General features: G+C 70.5%; 15 protein-coding genes. 3 read left to right on the top strand and 12 right to left on the bottom strand.

From position 1 onward, the window contains the following. Nucleotides 1-30: 30 nt before the first annotated feature. The 5 genes from ACN6LB_RS16795 to ACN6LB_RS16775 form a co-directional block, all read right to left on the bottom strand. On the bottom strand, nucleotides 31-1,548 hold the full coding sequence (locus ACN6LB_RS16795) for an FG-GAP-like repeat-containing protein (protein ID WP_445026557.1): 1,518 nt from the start codon (nucleotides 1,546-1,548) through the stop codon (nucleotides 31-33). Nucleotides 1,549-1,654: 106 nt separating this feature from the next. Further along, nucleotides 1,655-2,674 (bottom strand): TolB family protein, encoded by a 1,020-nt coding sequence (locus ACN6LB_RS16790; RefSeq protein WP_445026648.1) that lies wholly within the window; start codon nucleotides 2,672-2,674, stop codon nucleotides 1,655-1,657. A 14-nt stretch (nucleotides 2,675-2,688) separates the two neighbouring features. Next, the gene (locus ACN6LB_RS16785) at nucleotides 2,689-4,020 is read right to left on the bottom strand and encodes an MFS transporter (RefSeq protein ID WP_445026555.1); all 1,332 of its coding nucleotides are present in this window, start codon (nucleotides 4,018-4,020) and stop codon (nucleotides 2,689-2,691) included. Between the two features lies 1 nt (nucleotide 4,021). Then, entirely contained in the window at nucleotides 4,022-4,912 is an 891-nt protein-coding gene (locus tag ACN6LB_RS16780; RefSeq protein WP_356140018.1) for an alkaline phosphatase family protein, read from the bottom strand. A gap of 112 nt (nucleotides 4,913-5,024) precedes the next feature. Beyond that, entirely contained in the window at nucleotides 5,025-5,474 is a 450-nt protein-coding gene (locus ACN6LB_RS16775; protein ID WP_356140017.1) for a VOC family protein, read from the bottom strand. 138 nt (nucleotides 5,475-5,612) lie between these two features. On the opposite strand from ACN6LB_RS16775, the gene ACN6LB_RS16770 reads away from it, so the two are divergent. Further along, nucleotides 5,613-8,609, top strand: coding sequence for a bifunctional [glutamine synthetase] adenylyltransferase/[glutamine synthetase]-adenylyl-L-tyrosine phosphorylase (locus tag ACN6LB_RS16770; RefSeq protein ID WP_445026553.1), 2,997 nt, complete (start codon nucleotides 5,613-5,615; stop codon nucleotides 8,607-8,609). On the opposite strand, the gene ACN6LB_RS16765 is transcribed toward ACN6LB_RS16770, so the two are convergent. Further along, nucleotides 8,560-9,504 carry a DMT family transporter gene (locus ACN6LB_RS16765; RefSeq protein WP_445026551.1) on the bottom strand — a complete coding sequence of 315 codons (945 nt, stop codon included), beginning with the start codon at nucleotides 9,502-9,504 and terminating at the stop codon, nucleotides 8,560-8,562. The genes ACN6LB_RS16770 and ACN6LB_RS16765 overlap by 50 nt on opposite strands. 71 nt (nucleotides 9,505-9,575) lie before the next feature. Here ACN6LB_RS16765 and ACN6LB_RS16760 point away from each other — a divergent pair, with 71 nt between their 5' ends. Then, on the top strand, nucleotides 9,576-10,469 hold the full coding sequence (locus ACN6LB_RS16760) for a LysR family transcriptional regulator (RefSeq protein WP_445026549.1): 894 nt from the start codon (nucleotides 9,576-9,578) through the stop codon (nucleotides 10,467-10,469). Between the two features lie 12 nt (nucleotides 10,470-10,481). On the opposite strand, the gene ACN6LB_RS16755 is transcribed toward ACN6LB_RS16760, so the two are convergent. The 6 genes from ACN6LB_RS16755 to ACN6LB_RS16730 form a co-directional block, all read right to left on the bottom strand. Continuing rightward, the gene (locus tag ACN6LB_RS16755; protein ID WP_356140013.1) at nucleotides 10,482-11,339 is read right to left on the bottom strand and encodes a phosphatase PAP2 family protein; all 858 of its coding nucleotides are present in this window, start codon (nucleotides 11,337-11,339) and stop codon (nucleotides 10,482-10,484) included. Nucleotides 11,340-11,446: 107 nt separating this feature from the next. Continuing rightward, entirely contained in the window at nucleotides 11,447-12,481 is a 1,035-nt protein-coding gene (locus tag ACN6LB_RS16750; RefSeq protein WP_356140012.1) for a LacI family DNA-binding transcriptional regulator, read from the bottom strand. Nucleotides 12,482-12,506: 25 nt separating this feature from the next. After that, on the bottom strand, nucleotides 12,507-14,156 hold the full coding sequence (locus ACN6LB_RS16745; RefSeq protein WP_445026547.1) for a glycoside hydrolase family 13 protein: 1,650 nt from the start codon (nucleotides 14,154-14,156) through the stop codon (nucleotides 12,507-12,509). A gap of 68 nt (nucleotides 14,157-14,224) precedes the next feature. Further along, nucleotides 14,225-15,136, bottom strand: a complete 912-nt coding sequence (locus tag ACN6LB_RS16740) for a sugar ABC transporter permease (protein ID WP_356140010.1) — start codon at nucleotides 15,134-15,136, stop codon at nucleotides 14,225-14,227. Nucleotides 15,137-15,148: 12 nt separating this feature from the next. Beyond that, nucleotides 15,149-16,147, bottom strand: coding sequence for a carbohydrate ABC transporter permease (locus ACN6LB_RS16735; protein WP_356140009.1), 999 nt, complete (start codon nucleotides 16,145-16,147; stop codon nucleotides 15,149-15,151). Nucleotides 16,148-16,322: 175 nt separating this feature from the next. Beyond that, on the bottom strand, nucleotides 16,323-17,612 hold the full coding sequence (locus ACN6LB_RS16730) for an extracellular solute-binding protein (protein WP_356140008.1): 1,290 nt from the start codon (nucleotides 17,610-17,612) through the stop codon (nucleotides 16,323-16,325). Between the two features lie 445 nt (nucleotides 17,613-18,057). Between ACN6LB_RS16730 and ACN6LB_RS16725 the strand changes: the two genes are divergently transcribed. Next, nucleotides 18,058-19,440, top strand: coding sequence for an alpha-amylase (locus ACN6LB_RS16725; RefSeq protein WP_445026545.1), 1,383 nt, complete (start codon nucleotides 18,058-18,060; stop codon nucleotides 19,438-19,440). Nucleotides 19,441-19,517: the final 77 nt, after the last annotated feature.

Below are 19,517 nucleotides of genomic sequence, written 5' to 3'. Positions count from 1 at the left end.
CCCCGCGGTGTGTCGGGGGTGCCCGGTGTGTCAGCGGTTGAAGGACCAGCCCAGGTACAGGACGCTGTTCGCCGTCAGGCCGAGGCCGGTCGGGGAGAACGACTTGGAGCCGGTCGCCGTGGTGCCCGTGGCGCCGCCGGGCAGCACCCAGAGGCCGCCCTCGTGGGTGTTGGCCGCCGCGTCGCCGATGCCGAGGACGCCGATCAGCGCGTCGGCACGGCCGTCACCGTTGACGTCGGTGGCCTTGGTGCCCGACCCGAAGGAACCGACGTAGGCCGCGGAGCCCGGCACGCCCGGCGTGTTCTGGGTGAACGCGGTGGCACCCGTGCCGGTGAGCCCGCCGGGGCCGCCGCGCAGGACGGTCACCTTGCCCGCGTCGCCGAGGTTGCTGTGGTTCTCGCCGGGGCTGCCGGCGATCACGTCCCCGTAGCCGTCCGCGTTGACGTCGCCGACCGCGACCTGCTTGCCGAAGTAGTCGGAGCCCACGTCGGAGTTGGTGTCGGGCACGCCGGGCGTGTCCTGGCTGAAGTGCACGGGCTTGCGGGTCGGGTCCTGCCCGTTCGTGCCGCCGTACACGACGAGGAACTCGCCCTTGTAGCCGAGGGCGAAGGGCTGCGGGACGACCACGTCGTCCCGGCCGTCGCGGTCGAGGTCGCCGACGGCCAGGCGCTCTCCCTCACGGTGGTTGATCGGGTTGCCGGCAGGGTCCTTGAAATAGCCGACGTCCTTGAGGCCACCGGTGCCGCCGCGCAGTATGTGGATCTTGTTCGTCGACTCCAGGGTGCCGGTGTCCCAGGACACCAGCAGATCGCCGACGCCGTCACCGGTCACATCGCCGGTGGCCAGCATGGTGTCGGTGTACTGCGCCGGCTGGATGCCGGTGGCGACGCCGAGCGGGGTGTCGGACGCGGGCGAGCCGGTGCGGGTGAACGGGCCCAGCAGCAGCGTTCCGGCCTCGCCGCCACGGCCGTAGGCGACGGCCAGGTCGCGCTTGCCGTCGCCGTTGAAGTCGCCGGACGCGAGGTCGTGGCCGGCCAGCAGCCCCTTGACGGCGGGGGTGCCGAGCTTGACGTTCGCCGCGCCGTGCTGGGTCAGGCCGTTCGGGCCGCCCCAGATCAGGGTGACCTGACCGCCGTTGTCCCAGGTGGTGCCGCCGGAGGTGTAGTCCTCGCCGTCGGCCGACACGGCCAGATCGGCGTAGCCGTCACCGTCGAAGTCGCCGGTGGTGGTGGCCCTGCCGAACCAGTCGGTGGACTCGGCGGTGCCCGGGACACCGGCGGTGGCCTGGGTGATCAGCTTGCGGTGGCTGCTGCTGAGGCCGCTCGCGGAGCCGTACAGGACGAGCGCCGCGCCGCTCTTGTTGAGCGTCGAGGTGGAGCGGAAGGGCAGGTTGACGACGACATCGCGGTACCCGTCGCCGTTGAAGTCGTCCACGAGTGGCTTCGCGGGGGCGGCCGTGGCCGCCTGGGCCGTACCGAAGGCGAGGCCGCCCGCGGCCAGCGTGGCCGTGGCGGCGCAGGCGAGTACGCGCCGGAGAGGTATGTGCACTGCAGGGTCTCCCGTAGTGGTTCGCCGGGGTTGGCGGGGAGATGACCTTTACCCGCGCCCTTTGGTTGTACGGAACCGGGCAGTCCGTCTGTGCTTGTGCGGCCGGTCAGGGCAGGAACGCCGGGGAGACCGCCGCGGTGCTGATGCGCCGCGCCGCCCCCGTGCCGTCCGCCGCGACCTCGTACAGGTCCGCCCCGTAGTCGCCGGGCAGGGCGTAGACGAGGGTGTGGTCGTCCCGCCAGACCGCCTGGTCGTCGACGCTGCGGGACTCCGCCGACGGGGTCTCGCGCAGCGTGCGCAGATCGAGGACGTACAGCCGCCAGGGCGCGTCCTTCGACAGGCCCTTCACGCGCTTCTTGAAGGCGACGCGGGTGCCGTCGGGCGAGAGGGAGGGGCACTCGACGTTCGTGTGGAGGGTGGTGACGGTACGGGCGCGCAGGTCGCCCCGGACCAGGTAGGTGCTGCCCCCGGTCGCCAGCGTCGCGTAGAACGTGCGGTCGTCGGCGGCGAAGGTGACCCCCCAGAAGTTGGCGTCCGCCGCGCGGTAGGTCCGGCCGTCCTTCACGATGCGGTACGCCTCCAGGGACGGGGTCAGCCGGCCCGTGCGCGTGTCGACGATCGCCGCCCGCGTCGAGAAGTTGGTGCCCGCGTACGAGTCGCCGCCCACGAACGCCGTCCACGCGGCGAAGCGGCCGCTCGGGGAGACGCGGGCGCGGGAGGGGATGCCGGGCACGTCGTAGTGCGCCCGTTCCTTCAGGTGCGCGTCGAGGATCACGGCCCGGTAGGTGTCCTGCACCGCGCCGTGCACCGCCTGGAGGCACACCCCGGTGCCCGAGGCGGCGTGGAAGCGCAGGCACTTGACCTTCGACGCCGTGCGCTCGCCCGCCGGGTCCGTCGCCGGGACCGTCGTCAGCTCGTCGCGGTGCGGGCCCCACGCCATGTTCCGGAACACCATCCGTCCGCCGCCGGTCAGCGCGACCGTGCCCGCGGTGATCCGGGGGCCGCCCGGCTGCGCCTTGTTCCTGCGGTCGGCGCGGGCGGATGCGTGCAGGACGGAGGCGGTGGCGACGGCGGCGAGCACGACCACGGCCGCGACGAGCAGGAGGACGCGGTTGCGGGCCGTCATGGCGGTGGTGCCGGTCATGCGGAGACCTTCGCGATCGGAGCGGGACGAGCGGGGCGGAGCAGGAACGAGACCGCGGCGCAGCCCGCGAGCGCGGCCGCCGCGACGGTGAGCGCGCTGCGGTCGCCCCACAGCGTCCACGCGGCACCGAACCCGATCGAGCACACGAACCGCGCCAGCGCCTGCCCCGTCTGCACCAGGGCGAGCCCGGAGGACCGCAGCTCCTCGGGAACGCTGTCCGACGCGGCGGCCATCAGCACACCGTCGGTCGCCGCGTAGAAGCCGCCGTGCAGCACGAGGACGGCGTACGGCAGCGCGCTCCCGTGCCACGAGGACAGCAGCAGGCCGTACGCGAGGAGCAGGGCGCCGTGGCCCGCCAGGAAGACGTGCCAGCGGCCGATCCGGTCGGCCAGCCGCCCCAGCGGGACCGCCAGCAGCAGGAACGCGGCCGCCGTGCCGAGCGGGAGCAGCGCGAACCAGCGGTCGGGGACGTCCAGGCGCCGTTGCAGCAGCAGGTAGACGAAGGAGTCGCTGACCGTGGCGAGGCCCAGCAGCAGGGCGCAGAGGGCGATACGGCGCAGGTCGCGACGGTGCAGCAGGGCGAGGGCGGCGCGGAGAGTGGGACGCGGTGCTGCGGCCTCGACGGAGGTGCTCGCGTCCTTCTCGACGGAGGTGCTCGCGTCCTTCGCGGCCGAACGCCCCGGCACGAACAGCACCAGTACCAGCACCCCGACCACGGCCACGCAGAAGCTGACCGTGAACACGGCGTCGTACCCGTCCACCGTCGCCCGCAGGATCAGGAAGGCGGCCAGCGGGCCGAGGAGCGCGCCCGCCGTGTCCATGGCGCGGTGCACGCCGAAGGCGCGCCCGCGCGTCTCGGGCGTGCTCGACAGGGAGATCAACGCGTCGCGCGGGGCGGTGCGCAGGCCCTTGCCGGTGCGGTCGGCGGCCAGGACCAGCCCGATCGGGGTGAGGGTGTGGGCCACCAGCAGCAGCGGCTTGCAGGCCGCCGACAGGGCGTATCCGGCTCCCGCCACCCACTTGTGGCGGCCGCCCCCGCGGTCGGCCAGATGCCCGCCGACCAGGCGCACCAGCGCCGAGAAGCCGTTGTAGACGCCGTCGAGGAGTCCGAAGCCGAGCGGGGAGAGGCCGAGGCCCGCCACCAGGTAGAGCGGGAGCACCGCGGTGACCATCTCCGAGGAGATGTCGGTGATCAGGCTGACGGTGCCGAGCGCGAGCACCGTGGGTGCGACCGCGGCGCGGCGCCGCCCGGCACGGGGCCGGGCGGCGCCTTCCGCGGACGACGCCGGCGCCGGTGTCGTACCGGCGCGACTGTCCGCTACGTACATGTCACGAGGTCCAGATGCCGGTGATGTCCTTGGCGGAGGCGGCGTTGCCCGCGTGCGAGGTCAGGCCGTGCATGTCCTCCAGGGTGCGCAGCAGGTCGTAGTGGTTGTAGGTGGTGGACGCCGAGGAACCCGCGGTCACCTGCTGGCCGTAGAGAACCGTCGGGATCTTGTTGCCGGCGAGCCGGTTGTCCTCGTCGAAGGTGACGACGAGCAGGCTGTTGTGCGTCTTGGCCCAGGTGGCGTAGGCGCCCAGGTTGTTCTTCAGCCAGGTGTCACCGGTGGACACCGAGCAGTCGTGCATGTCGCTGCACAGGTTGGGGACGACGAAGGAGACCTGCGGGAGCGTCGTGTAGTCCGTGGGGAACTGCGCGAAGGTCTTCGCGGTCGACGTCGGTACGTTGCTGAAGCCGAACCACGGGTTGTGCTTCTGCGCGTACTTGCCGCTGCTGCACGTCGTGGAACCCTGGCTGGGCAGCGTCTCGTTGTAGCTGCCCCAGGTCTTGCCCGCGGCGATCAGCTCGGAGCCGAGGTTCGCGGCGGAGGAGAAGCCGGGCGTGACGCAGCTGTCGTCGGTGATGCCCTGCGTGGAGCCGGAGAACAGGGCGTAGTAGTTGGGCTGGCTCGGGTGCGTCTCGGCGTACGACTGGGAGAGGTTGGCGCCGCCGGTCTTGAGCGAGTTGATGTAGGGGGCGCTGGAGGAGCCGATCACCTGGCTGTAGGCGTGGTTCTCGAAGACCACGACGATCACGTGGTCCGGGGTCGGGACCCCGGTCGCGGCGTGCGCCTCGGACAAGCCGCCGAGGCCGGTCCACAGGCCGGCCGCGGCCGCGGTGAAGGCGAGGGCGGACGCCACGAGGGCACGGCTGCGGCGGTACACGGTTCTGCCGGACACTACAGACCTCCGGAGTGGGGGAACGAGGGCGGGAGCGGTGCGGACAGAGCATGCACACGCCAACTTTCCCCGGCCCCGCGTTCCCCAACCCCACGGATGAAGATCGGGTGAACTACTGCGCCGGCCCGGGCTGCGCGGCCAGCTCGGTCAGCAGCCGGTGCAGCGGCTGCTCGGCACGCTTGCGGTACTCCTGGACCGCCCAGCCGTTGCCGTCGGGGTCCTTGAAGTACATGAACGTGCCGCCGTCCTGCGGCGAGAACGCCTGCGGCTCGCTGACCTCCACACCGCGGGCCGTCAGCTCGTCATACGCCGCCTTGGCGTCCGTGACGCACAGCTGCATCCCGTGGTACGTCCCCGGCTGCGGCGTCCCCGTCGGGACCTGCAGCCCGTCCACCAGCGCGATCGAACATCCCGACCCGGGCGGGGTCAGCTGCACGATGCGCACCCCCTCCATCACCTCGGCGTCCAGATCGACATGGAAACCGACCTTGTCCTGGTAGAACTCCTTCGCCCGGTCCACGTCGGAGACGGGCATCAGGATCACTTCGAGCGTCATGTCCACGGTGTGACTCCTCTGTCGTACGCACAGGGCTCTCGCATCGGGCCTTCCATACAGAAGCGGAAACCCGCCCGGGGCGCCACCGTACGGACGCGGGTTAGGCTCAACTCCGTACGACCTTGATCCGACAGGAGGCCGGGGATGACGGCGCCGGGGCGCAGGAGCAGTACCTTCACGCGGCTGCTGCGGCACGGCTTCACCGACCCGTCGGCGGCCGAGCGGCTGCTGGAGAGCGCGGAGCTCGCGCCCATAACGGCCGACCCCGTCCTGCTGGACGCGCTGGGCGCGACCGCCGACCCCGACCTGGCGCTGCTCGGGCTCGTCCGGCTCGTCGAGGCGCAGGGCGGCCACACCGACCGGCAGGAGCTGCTCGACACGCTCATCGCGGCGAAGCCGCTGCGCGACCGGCTCCTCGGCGTGCTCGGCGCCTCCGCCGCCCTCGCCGACCACCTCGCCCGGCACCCCCGCGACTGGCAGGCGCTCGTCATGTACGAGCCGCAGGACCTGCACCCCGGCGTGGCCGAGTTCGAGCGGGGCCTCGCCGCGGCCGCCGACCCCGTCGCCCTGCGCGTCGCCTACCGGCGCTGCCTGCTCTCCATCGCCGCCCGTGACGTCTGCGGCACCACCGACATCGCCCAGACCGCCGCCGAACTCGCCGACCTCGCGACCGCCACCCTGCGCGCCGCGCTGACCATCGCGCGCGCCGCCGCCCCCGACGACGCCGCCCTGTGCCGGCTCGCGGTCATCGCGATGGGCAAGTGCGGCGGCCACGAACTCAACTACGTGTCCGACGTCGACGTGATCTTCGTCGGCGAGGCCGGCGACGGCGCCGACGAGGGCAAGGCCGTCCAGGCCGCCACCCGGCTCGCCTCGCACCTGATGCGGATCTGCTCCGAGACCACCGTCGAGGGCACCATCTGGCCGGTCGACGCCAACCTGCGCCCCGAGGGGCGCAACGGGCCACTGGTCCGCACGCTGAGCAGCCACCTCGCCTACTACCAGCGCTGGGCCAAGACCTGGGAGTTCCAGGCGCTCCTCAAGGCCCGCCCGGTGGCCGGCGACCTCGAACTCGGCGAGCAGTACGTCGCCACCCTCGCGCCCCTCGTCTGGGGCGCCGCCGAGCGCGAGAACTTCGTCCCCGACGTGCAGAAGATGCGCCGCCGGGTCGTCGAGAACATCCCGGCCGCCGAGGTCGACCGCGAACTGAAACTCGGCCCCGGCGGCCTCCGGGACGTCGAATTCGCCGTCCAGCTCCTGCAGTTGGTGCACGGCCGGGTCGACACCTCACTGCGCAGCGGCAGCACGCTGGAGGCGCTGAAGTCCCTCGCCGAGGGCGGCTACGTGGGCCGCGTCGACGCCGTCCAGCTCGACGACGCCTACCGCTTCCTGCGCTCCCTGGAACACCGCATCCAGCTCTACCGGCTGCGCCGCACCCACCTCGTGCCCGAGGACGACGCCGACCTGCGGCGCATCGGGCGCTCGCTCGGGCTGCGCACCGATCCCGTCGCCGAGCTGAACCGCGAGTGGAAGCGGCACACCTCCGTCGTACGACGGCTGCACGAGAAGCTCTTCTACCGGCCGCTGCTCGACGCCGTCGCCCAACTCGCCCCGGGCGAGACCAGATTGAGCGCCGACGCGGCCCGCGAGCGGCTCGTCGCCCTCGGGTACGCCGACCCGGCCGCCGCCCTGCGCCATCTGGAGGCCCTCGCCTCCGGCGTCAGCCGCAAGGCCGCCATCCAGCGCACGCTGCTGCCCGTCCTGCTCGGCTGGTTCGCGGACTCCGCCGACCCGGACGCCGGGCTGCTGAACTTCCGCAAGGTGTCCGACGCGCTCGGCAAGACCCCTTGGTACCTACGGCTGTTGCGCGACGAGGGAGCCGCCGCCGAGAACCTGGCGCGGGTGCTGTCCGCCGGGCGGCTCGCCCCCGACCTGCTGATGCGCGCCCCGGAGGCGGTCGCGCTGCTCGGCGACGGGGACGCGGGCGGGCTCGCGCCGCGCGACCGTGTGCTGCTGGAGCAGGAGGTGCTCGCCGCAGTGGGGCGCGCCGACGGCGGCCGGCAGGCCGTCACCGCCGCGCGCGGAGTGCGGCGGCGCGAACTGTTCCGGACGGCCGCCGCCGACATCGTCGCCTCCTACGGCACCGAGGAGTCACCGGCCGAGGCCGATCAGGGCGCCCTGGTGGACCGGGTCGGCGCCGCGGTCTCCGACCTCACCGCGGCCACCCTCGCCGGGACCCTGCGGGCCGTCGTCCGCGACGGCTGGGGCGACACGCTGCCCACCCGCTTCGCCGTCATCGGCATGGGGCGCTTCGGCGGACACGAGCTGGGCTACGGATCCGACGCCGATGTGCTCTTCGTGCACGAGCCGCGGGAGGGCGTGGACGAGCAGGAGGCCTCGCGCGCCGCGAACGCCGTGGTCGCCGAGATGCGGCGGCTGCTGGAGGTGCCGAGCGCCGATCCGCCGCTGCTGATCGACGCCGACCTGCGGCCCGAGGGCAAGTCCGGGCCACTGGTGCGCACCCTCAAGTCCTACGAGGCCTACTACCGGCGCTGGTCGCTGGTGTGGGAGTCGCAGGCCCTGCTGCGGGCCGAGGTCGTCGCGGGAGACGGGGAGCTGGGGCAGCGGTTCATCGAGCTGATCGACCCGCTGCGGTATCCGGCGGAGGGGCTGGGGGACGACGCCGTACGGGAGATCCGGCGGCTGAAGGCGCGAATGGAGTCCGAGCGGATGCCGCGCGGGGCCGACCCCACGCTGCACACCAAGCTCGGGCGGGGCGGGCTGTCCGACGTCGAGTGGACCGTGCAGCTGCTGCAACTGCGCCACGGCTGGGAGGAACCGGGCCTGCGCACCACCCGCACCCGCGAGGCGCTCGCCGCCGCGTGTGCCGCGCAGCTCATCTCCTCGGAGGACGCGGCGATACTGGACGAGGCCTGGGTGCTGGCCACCCGCGTGCGCAACGCCGTGATGCTGGTACGCGGGCGGGCCGGTGACACCTTCCCCTCGGACGGGCGTGAACTCGCCGCCGTGGGACGGTACTTGGGGTACGGACCGGGGCACGTGGGCGACATGATCGACGGCTACCGGCGCACTACGCGACGGGCTCGGGCCGTGGCGGAGGAGTTGTTCTACGGGGGCTAGCCCCTGCTCCTGCTCCTGCCCCTTCCGCCTTTCCGCGGCTGCGGGTCATGCCCACCCCGGTCAGCACCACCGCCATGCCCACGAGCACCCGGACCCCCACGGCCTCGTGCAGGACGAGGGCGCCCAGGGCCACCGAGACGACCGGCAGGAGATAGCCGACGGTGGCCGCGCTGGTCGGGCCCTCGTCCGCTATCAGGCGGTAGTTGAGGTAGAAGGTGACGCCGGTGCCCAGGATGCCCAGGACGGTGACCGCCAGCAGGGCGGTGGCGTCGGGGCGCAGGGGGCCCGCGGCGGGCAGGGCGAGCGTGGTCCAGGCCGTGGCGGCGAGGAGCTGGGCGGCCGACGTGGCCATGGGGGCCGCGTTGTGGGTGAGCTTGCGGGCCATGTAGGCGAAGGCGACCGCATAGCTCGCGGCCGCGCCCAGCAGGGACAGGGCGCTCCACGACAGCAGACCCGACCGGTGCCACGGGGCGAAGATCAGCAGGGTGCCGGCGAAGCCCAGGGCCAGGCCCGTCAGACGCAGCGGGCGCAGGTCCCGCTCGGTGCCCAGGAGGGCGCCGATCAGAAGGGACCACAGGGGAGTGGTGGCGTTCAGGACGCCCGCGATGCCCGAGTCGACCGTCTGCTCGCCGATGCCGAACAGGGCGAAGGGGATGGCGTTGCAGAAGAGGGCGGCCACGGCCAGGTGGCGCCAGGTCGCACGGTCCCTCGGGAGGCGCTGGCCTGCGCGGCGGGCGAGGGCCAGCAGGACCAGCGTGCCGAGGGCGCAGCGCGTGATGGTGATCTGGGCGGGGGACAGTCCGTGGTTGAGGGCCACTTTGATCCAGAGGAAGCCCGAACCCCACAGAAGGGCGAGCACGGCCATGCGGAGCGACGAGGAGAGGTGGCGGGGCATGGATTCAGGGTCGAGCACTTCACTTGTGAGGACAAGTGAAAAGTGGTGCATGCACTGTTAAGCTCTGCTGCATGCTTGATGTGCGACGCATGCAGGTCCTGAAGGCCGTGGTCGGCAACGGGTCGGTGACGGCCGCGGCGGCCTGTCTGGGATACACGCCGTCCGCCGTCAGCCAGCAGGTCGCCGCGCTGGAGAAGGAGGCCGGGACGGCACTCCTGGAGCGGGTCGGGCGCGGGGTGCGGCCCACCCCGGCAGGGCTGCTGCTCACCGAGTACGCGGACGTCATCGGCCGCCAGGTCGCCGAGGCGGAGACCGCCCTCGGCGACCTGCTCGCCGGGCGCACCGGCCGGCTCGCCGTGCGCTACTTCGCCACCGCCGGGGCGCCGCTGGTGGCCCCCGCGATCGCCCGGATGCGTGCTGAACACCCGCGTGTCCAGGTCGAGTTGAAGCTCATCGACCCCGAGGACCCGCTGCCCGACGTACGGGAGGGACGGGCCGACCTCGCGCTGGTGGTGCGCTCGCGCGACGCCGACCACACGGGCGTACGGCTGGTGCATCTGCTCGACGACCCCTACCGCGCGGTGCTGCCCCGGGGGCACCGGCTCGCCGCGCAGCGCGTGATCGACCTCGCCGAGCTGGCCGAGGAGCCATGGGTCGGCAGCGAGCGGGCGGGCCCCTGCCTCGACCCCCAGCTCGACGCCTGCGCCGCGGCCGGGTTCACCCCCGACTTCGTCGTGGAGAGCGAGGACTACGTGACCGCACAGGGCTTCGTCGCGGCAGGACTGGGTGTCAGCCTGACCCCCCGGCTCGGACTGGGCGCACACCATCCCGGCGTCGTGGTGCGCGAGGTGCGGGGCCCCGAGCCCGTGCGGTCGATCTACGCGGCCGTACGGGAGACGGCGCCGCTGGGACCCGCCCTGCGAGGCCTGCTCGACGCCCTGCGGGACGCTGCCCGCGCAGGCTGACGCCCGGCGGTCCTACAGCTTCGTGGACAGCAGGAGCCCGCCCCGCGCGGCCACGGTGCGCGGCAGGGCGTACGGCAGTGATCCGTACCAGAGGCGGGCCACCGCGAAGCCGAAGGCCAGGCAGAGCATGCCGCCCACCGCGTCCAGCCAGAAGTGGTTGGCCGTGGCGACGATGACGGTCAGGGTGGCCGCCGGGTAGAGCAGACCCAGGATGCGCGCCCACGGCGCCGACGCCAGAGCGAAGATCGTCAGCCCGGACCACAGCGACCAGCCGATGTGCATCGACGGCATCGCCGCGTACTGGTTCGACATGTGCTTCAGGTCGCCCGACGCCATCGAGCCCCACGTCTGGTGCACCACGACCGTGTCGATGAAGTCGCCGCCGTTCATCAGGCGGGGCGGGGCCAGCGGGAAGAAGTAGTAGCCGACCAGGGCGACCACCGTGGTGGCGAAGAGGGCCAGACGCGCCGCGGCATAGCGGCCGGGATGGCTACGGAACAGCCACACCAGCACACCCAGCGTCACCACGAAGTGCAGCGTCGCGTAGTAGTAGTTCATGCCGACGATCAGCCATGTCACCGAGTTCACGCCGTGGTTGACGGACTCCTCGACGGCGATGCCGAGATGGTGCTCCATCCGCCAGATCCAGTCGGCGTTGCGCAGCGCCTCGGCCTTCTGCTCCGGCACCGCGTTGCGGATGAGCGAGTACGTCCAGTAACTCACGGCGATCAGCAGGATCTCGAACCAGAGGCGGGGGCGGCGCGGAGTCCGAACCCGGCGCAGGAATCCCTTCTCCGCACGCTCGTCCGCGACGGGGCGTGGAGTGGTCTGCTCCTGGCCTTCCAGTGTCGTCACGGTCGTCTCACCCATAGGCACAGAGTCTGCCAGAAATCCTTTCCCACGCCGATCATCCCCTGGTCGGGTCCAGGACGCACGTTCTCCACCCGGGGGAGGGCCCCATGCGCCACCGGTCCTCCCTAGGGACGATTCCGGTCCCCAGGGGCAGAAGCGGTCGAACCACGCACCACCAGCTCCGGCATGAACACGAACTCACTGTGCGGCGCAGGCGTCCCGCCGATCTCCTCCAGCAACGTACGCACCGCCGCCTGCCCCATCGCCGGAACCGGCTTGCGGACCGTCGTCAGGGGCGGATCGGTGAACGCGATCAGCGGCGAGTCGTCGAAGCCGACCACCGAGATGTCCGTCGGCACCTCCAGACCGCGCTGCCGCGCCGCCCGTATCGCACCCAGCGCCATCATGTCGCTCGCGCACACCACCGCCGTGCAGCCACGGTCCATGAGCGCGGCGGCCGCCGCCTGCCCGCCCTCCAGCGTGTACAGCGAGTGCTGGACCAGTCGCTGCTCGATGTCGTCGGGGCTCAGCCCGAGCTGATCCTGCATCGCGCGCACAAAGCCCTCGATCTTGCGCTGGACCGGCACGAACCGCTTCGGACCGAGAGCCAGACCTATGCCGCTGTGCCCCAGCGAGACGAGGTGGGTGACCGCGAGCGCCATCGCCGCCCGGTCGTCGGGCGATATGAACGGCGCCTGCACCTTCGGCGAGAAACCGTCCACCAGGACGAACGGAACCCCCTGCGCGCGCAACTGCTCGTAGCGCTGCATGTCCGCGGACGTGTCCGCGTGCAGCCCGGAGACGAAGATGATGCCCGCGACCCCGCGGTCCACCAGCATCTCCGTCAGCTCGTCCTCGGTGGAGCCGCCCGGGGTCTGGGTGGCGAGCACCGGCGTGTAGCCCTGCCGGGTCAGCGCCTGGCCGATGACCTGCGCCAGGGCAGGGAATATCGGGTTCTCCAGCTCCGGCGTGATCAGCCCCACCAGGCCCTCGCTGCGCTGCCGCAGCCGCACCGGGCGCTCATAGCCCAGTACGTCGAGGGCGGCCAGCACCGACTGGCGGGTGGTGGCGGCGACGCCCGGCTTCCCGTTCAGGACGCGGCTGACAGTCGCCTCGCTGACCCCCGCCTGGGCTGCGATGTCGGCAAGCCGTGTGGTCACAGGATTGGACTGTACCGGTCGCATGTCAGGCTGCCCACCAGACCGTTGAATCCGCGGGCAGTTCGGTCGCCTCGGCGCCCGCCTCGACATCCGCACTCGCCAGCAGCACGCTGCCCGGCGTCGGCACCCGCACCGGGGCCCCGGTGAGGTTCACCGTGCAGACGAAGGAGCCCTGTTCGGTGTCGCGGCGGAAGGACAGCACACCCTCCGGAGCCGGCAGCCAGTCGATCCGGCGGCCCGCGCCGAGCGCCGGGTGGTCGCGGCGCACGGCGAGCGCGCTGCGGTAGAACTCCAGCGTCGAGGTGGGGTCGCCTTCCTGCGCCTCCACCGTCAGGTGCTTCCAGTCGGCCGGCTGCGGCAGCCAGCTCGGCCCGCCCTCGACGGGACCGAAGCCGAACGGCGCGACCTCGCCCGACCACGGCATCGGCACCCGGCAGCCGTCACGGGTGCCGTCCTGCCCCGCGCTGCGGAAGAACGCCGGGTCCTGGCGCACCTCGTCGGGCAGGTCGACGACCTCGGGCAGACCGAGCTCCTCGCCCTGGTAGAGGTACGCCGAGCCGGGCAGCGCCAGCATCAGCAGGGTCGCCGCCCTGGCCCGGCGCAGACCACGCGCCTCGTCCCCTTCCGCGAGACGCGTGGAGTGCCGTACGACGTCGTGGTTGGAGAGCACCCATGTCGCGGGCGCGTGCACCGCGTTCATCGCGCCGAGCGAGCGGTCGATGACCTCGCGCAGGTCGGTCGCGTTCCACTCGGTGGTGAGGTAGGAGAAGTTGAACGCCTGGTGCAGCTCGTCCGGGCGCAGATACAGCGCGCTGCGTTCGACGGTCGGCGTCCACGCCTCCGCGACGGCGATCCGCTCACCCGTGTACTCGTCGAGGATCCGGCGCCAGCTGCGGTAGATCTCGTGCACGCCGTCCTGGTCGAAGTACGGCACGGCCTCGGTGCCGAGCAGCTTGACCTGCTCGTCGTGGCCGATGTCCGGCAGGCCCGCAGCCTTGACCAGACCGTGGGCCACGTCGATACGGAAGCCGTCGATGCCCAGGTCCAGCCAGAACCGCAGGATGGAGCGGAACTCGTCGTGGACGGCCGGGTGCTCCCAGTTGAAGTCGGGCTGCTCGGGCGCGAACAGATGGAGGTACCAGTCGCCGTCCGGCACGCGCGTCCACGCCGGGCCGCCGAAGATGGACTCCCAGTCGTTCGGCGGCAGTTCACCGCTGTCGCCCTTGCCCGCACGGAAGTGGAAGCGCTCCCTCAGCGGCGAACCGGGGCCCTCGCGCAGCGCCTGCTTGAACCACTCGTGCTGGTCGGAGCAGTGGTTGGGCACCAGGTCGACGATGACGCGCAGACCCAGCGCGTGCGCGTCCCGGACGAGGTCGTCGGCGTCCGTCAGATTGCCGAACATCGGGTCGACGGCACGGTAGTCGGCCACGTCGTAGCCCGCGTCCGCCTGCGGGGAGGCGTAGAAGGGGGAGAGCCACACCGCGTCGACGCCGAGCTGCTTCAGGTACGGCAGCCGGGCGCGGACGCCGGGCAGGTCGCCCATGCCGTCGCCGTTGCCGTCGGCGAAACTGCGCGGGTAGACCTGGTAGATGACCGCGTCGCGCCACCACTCCCGGCGCCCGGAGGCGGCGGAGGAGGCGTCGGTGGGGAGTGCGTCGGTGACGTGCTGGGTCATGGATTCCCTTAGGGGTGCGGGGGGATCGACGGAGGCGCTTGCGGGGCTTGCTAAGTGCGGGAAGGCCGTCACGACTTGGTGCCGCCGGCGGTCAGCCCGGAGACCAGGCTGCGCTGCACCAGCATGAAGACGATGGCCGCCGGGATCGTGATGATGATCGCCGTGGCCGAGGTCCACGCCCAGTCGGGCCGCTGGTCCTGCGCGAAGGTGCGGATGCCGACGGAGAGCGTGTAGTGGTCGGACTGCATGAACTGCGTGGCGTACGCGACCTCACCCCAGGCGGTGAGGAAGCTGTAGAACGCGGTCACCGCGAGGCCCGGCTTCGCCAGCGGCACGATGAGCCGCCAGAACGTGCCGAAGGGGGTCAGGCCGTCCACCCGGCCCGCCTCGTCTATCTCCTTGGGGATCGTGTCGAAGTACCCCTTCATCATCCAGGCGCAGAACGGCACTGCCGTCGTCGCGTACGCCAGGATCAGGCCGAGGTAGTTGTCCAGCAGGTTCAGCTCGGACATCAGCAGGTACAGCGGCACGATCAGCACGATACTGGGGAACATCTGGGTGACCAGGAACGTCCACATCAACTGCTTGCTGCCCGGGAACTTCATCCGCGACACCGCGTAGCCCGCGGTCGCGGCGAGGAAGACACCGAGCACCGTGGTGCCGCCGGCGACGATGACGGTGTTGAGGAACCACTTCGGCAGATCCGAATGCGCCAGTACGTCGCTGTAGTTGTGCAGGCTCAGGTTGCCGAGCACCTTGCCCGGCTCCTGCCAGGCGTCCTTCGGGCCGAGCGAGATGAACAGGATCCACACCACCGGGAAGGCCGCGATCACCGTGGCCAGGATCAGGGTGGCGTGCAGGGCTATCGACGAGCCGAGGCTGCGCTCCTCGCGGCCTCGCACCTTGCGGGGGACGGCCGTGGCGGACCTGCGGGAGGTGGTGGGAGCGGACGCGGAGGTCTCGTGGGTTGCTGCGGTCATGGCGAGGGCTCCTTACGCCTGCTCGGACTTCAGGGTGCTGCGGCGGTAGAAGGTCGAGAAGGCCATCAGGAGGGCGAGGATGATGATTCCGTAGGTCGCGGCCCCGGCGTAGTCCGAGATGCCGGTGAAGGCCTTGCGGAAGGCGAAGGTGACCAGGATGTCGGCGTCGCCGCTCGTGTTGTTGCCCAGCAGCAGATAGATGACGTTGAACATGTTGAACGTCCAGATGCAGCCGAGCAGAATCACCGTGTTCGTCACCGGACGCAGGCCGGGCAGCGTCACGTTGACGAAGCGCTGCCAGGGCGAGGCGCCGTCCATCTCGGCGGCCTCGTACAACTCCTTGGGGATGGACTGCAGTCCGCCGAGGACCGCGACCATGTTGAACGGGATGCCGATCCAGACGTTCACCATGATGACGGCGACCTTCTGGGCGAACGGGGTGCCGAGCCAGTCCTGCGCGGGCAGGCCGAACGCGGTGATGACCTCGTTGAACACGCCGTACTGCGAGTTGAGCATCAGCCGCCAGGCGAACACACCGATGAACGACGGGACCGCCCAGGGCAGGATCAGCATCGCGCGGTAGAAGCCGCGGAAGCGGACCTTGCGGTTGAGCAGCACCGCGAGACCCATGCCGAGGCCGACCTGGAGCGTCACGCAGGAGACGGTCCAGATGACCGTCCACACCAGGCGCGGGTAGAAGTCGCTGTCGGCGCCGGTCAGCACGTCCCAGTAGTTGTCGAGTCCGACGAACTGGTAGGTGGCCGGGCGGTGGAAGGCGCCGATGGTGGTCGCGACGTTCGCCTCGTTGGCGTCGGTCAGCGACTGGTAGATGCCGTATCCGAGGGGGTAGAGGACGAGGACGGCCAGGACGATGGCGACCGGGGCCACCATGGCCCAGGCGTACCAGTACTTGTCCCAGGACCGTCGGAGCGCCGAAACGCGTGGGGGGCGCGCGGCCTTGTCGCCTCGCGCTGTCTTGCCGGAATTCTCGGTGCTCGCTGCGGTCGTCATCCTCATCGGCTCTTTCGCGGCGGAAGTCTGGGTGGAGTCCGGGGGGTTTCTCGCGAAACCCGCCGGGTCCTGGTGGTTCCGCAGCCCCAGGGGAGCCCCAGGCGGGGCGGCAGCGGGGTAAGTCCTTCCCCGGGGCTGCGTGTCCTTGATTGCCTACTGGCTACCGGGCGGGTGATCAGCCGATGGAGTAGCCGGGCAGGAGCTTCTGGAACTCCTTGGCGGTGCGGTCGAGCCCGTCCTTGACCGACGAGTCGCCCTGCAGGATCTTCACGTAGTTCTGGGCGAGCGGCGTGAAGAGCGAGCCGACCTGGGGGAGCGCGACGCGCGGGCGGGCGGTCTGCTCCAGGATCGGCTTGAAGCCGGCGATCTTGGCGTTCGCGGTGACCTCGGAGGTGTAGGCCGACTTGCGGGTCGGCAGCGTGCCCGTCTTCGTCGCGATGTCGACCTGGCTCTCGGTGGACGTCATGAACTGAGTGAACAGGTAGCTGGCGTCGAGGTTCTTCGAGCCCTGGTAGACCGTGAGGTTGTGGCCGCCGGTCGGGGCCTGGGCCTTGCCGCCCGCACCGGCCGGGACGGGCGCGTAGCCGAGGTTGTCCTCGTTGCCCTTGAAGGCCTTGCCGGTGACGTCGTCGCCGACGGACCAGGGGCCCTGGATCAGCATGGCGACCTTGCCGTTCTTGAAGGCCGTCTGCATGTTCTGGTAGGCGTTCGCGAAGTCGACCTTCATCGACGCCTCATCGTTGATCTTCTTCGCCGTGGTCAGCGCGGTGACGGCGGCGTCGTCACTGATGGTGATCTTCTTCGACGAGGTGTCGGCCATGTCCGCGCCGTTGCTGTAGAGCAGCGGGAGCAGGAAGTAGGAGTCGGGGTTGAGGTAGGTGCCGTAGGCCCCGGTCTTCTTCTTGATCGTCTTCGAGTCGCTGATGAACTCGTCCCACGTGGTGGGCGGCGCGTCGATGCCGGCCTTCTTGAGCAGCTCCTTGTTGTAGAGCAGGCCCAGGGTGTCGGTGACGGACGGGACGCCGTACGTCTTGCCGTTGTACTTGGTGGTGTCCATCGGGCCCGAGTTGAAGTCCGAGGTGCTCGTCAGCGCGGTGGTGCCGTCGAGCGGGGCGATGTAACCGAGGGACGCGTACTCGGCCATCAGGCCCACGTCGGTGCGGACGACGTCCGGGGCGCCCTTGCCGCTCTTCGCGGCGGACTTGAACTTCTGCTCGACGTCGGTGAACGGGATGCTCTCGTAGTTCACCTTGATCTTCGGGTACTTGGCCTCGAACTTCTTGATCAGGGCCTTGTACGTCGGAGCTTCGGTCGCCGCATCCGAGGTGTCCCAGTAGGTGATCGAACCCGAGACGTCCTTGGCGTCCTTCGGCTTGCTCGACGAGTTGTCGTCGGAACCACCGCAGGCGGTCGCGGACAGCGCGATGACGGTCACCGCGGCGGCGATCGATATGCCACGTCGCATATGAGCTCCTAGAAGAGGGGTGCCCGGATCTTCCCTTGGGAGGACCGCGGGTGCCGTCTGTCCCTTCGACGGCCGCCGGGCTGAAAGGGAAGCTAACAGCGCTGCAAGTCCTTGCGAAAGGCGTTGCAAGGAATTTTCTGCAGGATCCGGGAAGCGTGACGTTCCCGTTACCGGCGTGTGTCGGCAGCCTGGGGGCGGTCCCGCGTGGCTCCGGTCACCTTGACGGGTGAACTGGCGGTGGTAAGCCATCTGTTGAAAGTTGTTACGACATCTTGCTGAAACCTGACAGCCGGAGATACGTTCCCGCTCACGTCCGGCCTTGTTGATCACGCAACGGTGTGCAGGCGGACGGCCGTCAATGCCTCACACATGGGCATACCGGTACGAAACTCGCATCACCCTTCGCTCCATCCCCCCACCCGCACGACGAAGTGCAGGAGTACACATGGTCAGGAAGACTCTGGCCGCCTCGGTCGCCCTCGCGGCCGGCATGGCGGTCTCGCTCACCGTTCCCACGGGCATCGCCGAGGCGTCCCCGCCCGGCACCAAGGACGTCACCGCCGTCCTCTTCGAGTGGAACTTCGCCTCGGTCGCCAAGGAGTGCACCAACACGCTCGGCCCCGCCGGATACGGCTACGTCCAGGTCTCACCGCCCGCCGAGCACATACAGGGCTCCCAGTGGTGGACGTCGTACCAGCCGGTCAGCTACAAGATCGCCGGGCGGCTCGGCGACGCCACCGCCTTCCAGAACATGATCAACACGTGTCACGCGGCGGGCGTGAAGGTCGTGGTCGACACGGTCGTCAACCACATGTCGGCGGGCAGCGGCACCGGCACCGGCGGCTCCTCGTACACGAAGTACAACTACCCGGGCCTGTACTCGTCGTACGACATGGACGACTGCACGGCGACGATCAGCGACTACACCAACCGCACCAACGTCCAGAACTGCGAGCTCGTCGGGCTCGCCGACCTGGACACGGGCGAGGACTACGTCCGGTCGAAGATCGCCGGCTACATGAACACCCTGCTCGGCTACGGCGCCGACGGCTTCCGCATCGACGCGGCCAAGCACATCCCCGCGGCCGACCTCGCCAACATCAAGTCCCGGCTGAGCAACACGTCGGTGTACTGGAAGCAGGAGGTCATCTACGGCAGCGGGGAGGCCGTCCAGCCCACCGAGTACACGGGCAACGGCGACGTCCAGGAGTTCCGCTACGCCTACGACCTCAAGCGGGTCTTCAACAACGAGAACCTCGCCTACCTCAAGAACTACGGCGAGGGCTGGGGCTACATGAGCAGCTCCGTCTCCGGCGTCTTCGTCGACAACCACGACACCGAGCGCAACGGCAGCACCCTGAACTACAAGGACGGCGCCAACTACACCCTGGCCAACGTCTTCATGCTCGCCTACCCGTACGGCGCCCCGGACATCAACTCCGGCTACGAGTGGTCGTCCACGGACGCGGGCCCGCCCAACGGCGGCTCGGTGACGGCCTGTTGGCAGGACGGCTGGAAGTGCCAGCACGCCTGGCCGGAGATCAAGTCCATGGTCGCCTTCCGCAACACCACCCGCGGCGAGTCCATGACCAACTGGTGGGACAACGGCAACGACGCGATCGCGTTCGGCCGCGGCAGCAAGGGCTTCGTGGCCATCAACCACGAGACCTCGTCCCTCAGCCGCACCTACCAGACGTCACTGGCGGCGGGCACCTACTGCAACGTCCAGAACAACACGACGGTGACAGTGAACGGCTCGGGCCAGCTCACGGCGACGCTGGGGGCCAACACGGCACTGGCGGTCTATGCGGGCAAGACCAGCTGCTGAACACCCACGCACGACTCGGAGCCCGGCCACCGCTCCCACGGTGACCGGGCTGCTGGTGCTGGTGAGGGGGATCGGGG

The organism is Streptomyces sp. SAS_270 (genome assembly GCF_052543295.1).
This window is presented reverse-complemented; position numbering and strand designations above follow the sequence as displayed.

Excerpts from the sequence above, each read along its gene's own strand:
- ACN6LB_RS16790 (WP_445026648.1), bottom strand. The coding sequence starts at position 2,674 with ATGACGGCCCGCAACCGCGTCCTCCTGCTCGTCGCGGCCGTGGTCGTG.
- ACN6LB_RS16785 (WP_445026555.1), bottom strand. The coding sequence starts at position 4,020 with ATGTACGTAGCGGACAGTCGCGCCGGTACGACACCGGCGCCGGCGTCG.
- ACN6LB_RS16770 (WP_445026553.1), top strand. The coding sequence starts at position 5,613 with ATGACGGCGCCGGGGCGCAGGAGCAGTACCTTCACGCGGCTGCTGCGG.
- ACN6LB_RS16765 (WP_445026551.1), bottom strand. The coding sequence starts at position 9,504 with ATGCCCCGCCACCTCTCCTCGTCGCTCCGCATGGCCGTGCTCGCCCTT.
- ACN6LB_RS16760 (WP_445026549.1), top strand. The coding sequence starts at position 9,576 with ATGCTTGATGTGCGACGCATGCAGGTCCTGAAGGCCGTGGTCGGCAAC.
- ACN6LB_RS16755 (WP_356140013.1), bottom strand. The coding sequence starts at position 11,339 with ATGGGTGAGACGACCGTGACGACACTGGAAGGCCAGGAGCAGACCACT.
- ACN6LB_RS16745 (WP_445026547.1), bottom strand. The coding sequence starts at position 14,156 with ATGACCCAGCACGTCACCGACGCACTCCCCACCGACGCCTCCTCCGCC.
- ACN6LB_RS16740 (WP_356140010.1), bottom strand. The coding sequence starts at position 15,136 with ATGACCGCAGCAACCCACGAGACCTCCGCGTCCGCTCCCACCACCTCC.
- ACN6LB_RS16735 (WP_356140009.1), bottom strand. The coding sequence starts at position 16,147 with ATGACGACCGCAGCGAGCACCGAGAATTCCGGCAAGACAGCGCGAGGC.
- ACN6LB_RS16730 (WP_356140008.1), bottom strand. The coding sequence starts at position 17,612 with ATGCGACGTGGCATATCGATCGCCGCCGCGGTGACCGTCATCGCGCTG.
- ACN6LB_RS16725 (WP_445026545.1), top strand. The coding sequence starts at position 18,058 with ATGGTCAGGAAGACTCTGGCCGCCTCGGTCGCCCTCGCGGCCGGCATG.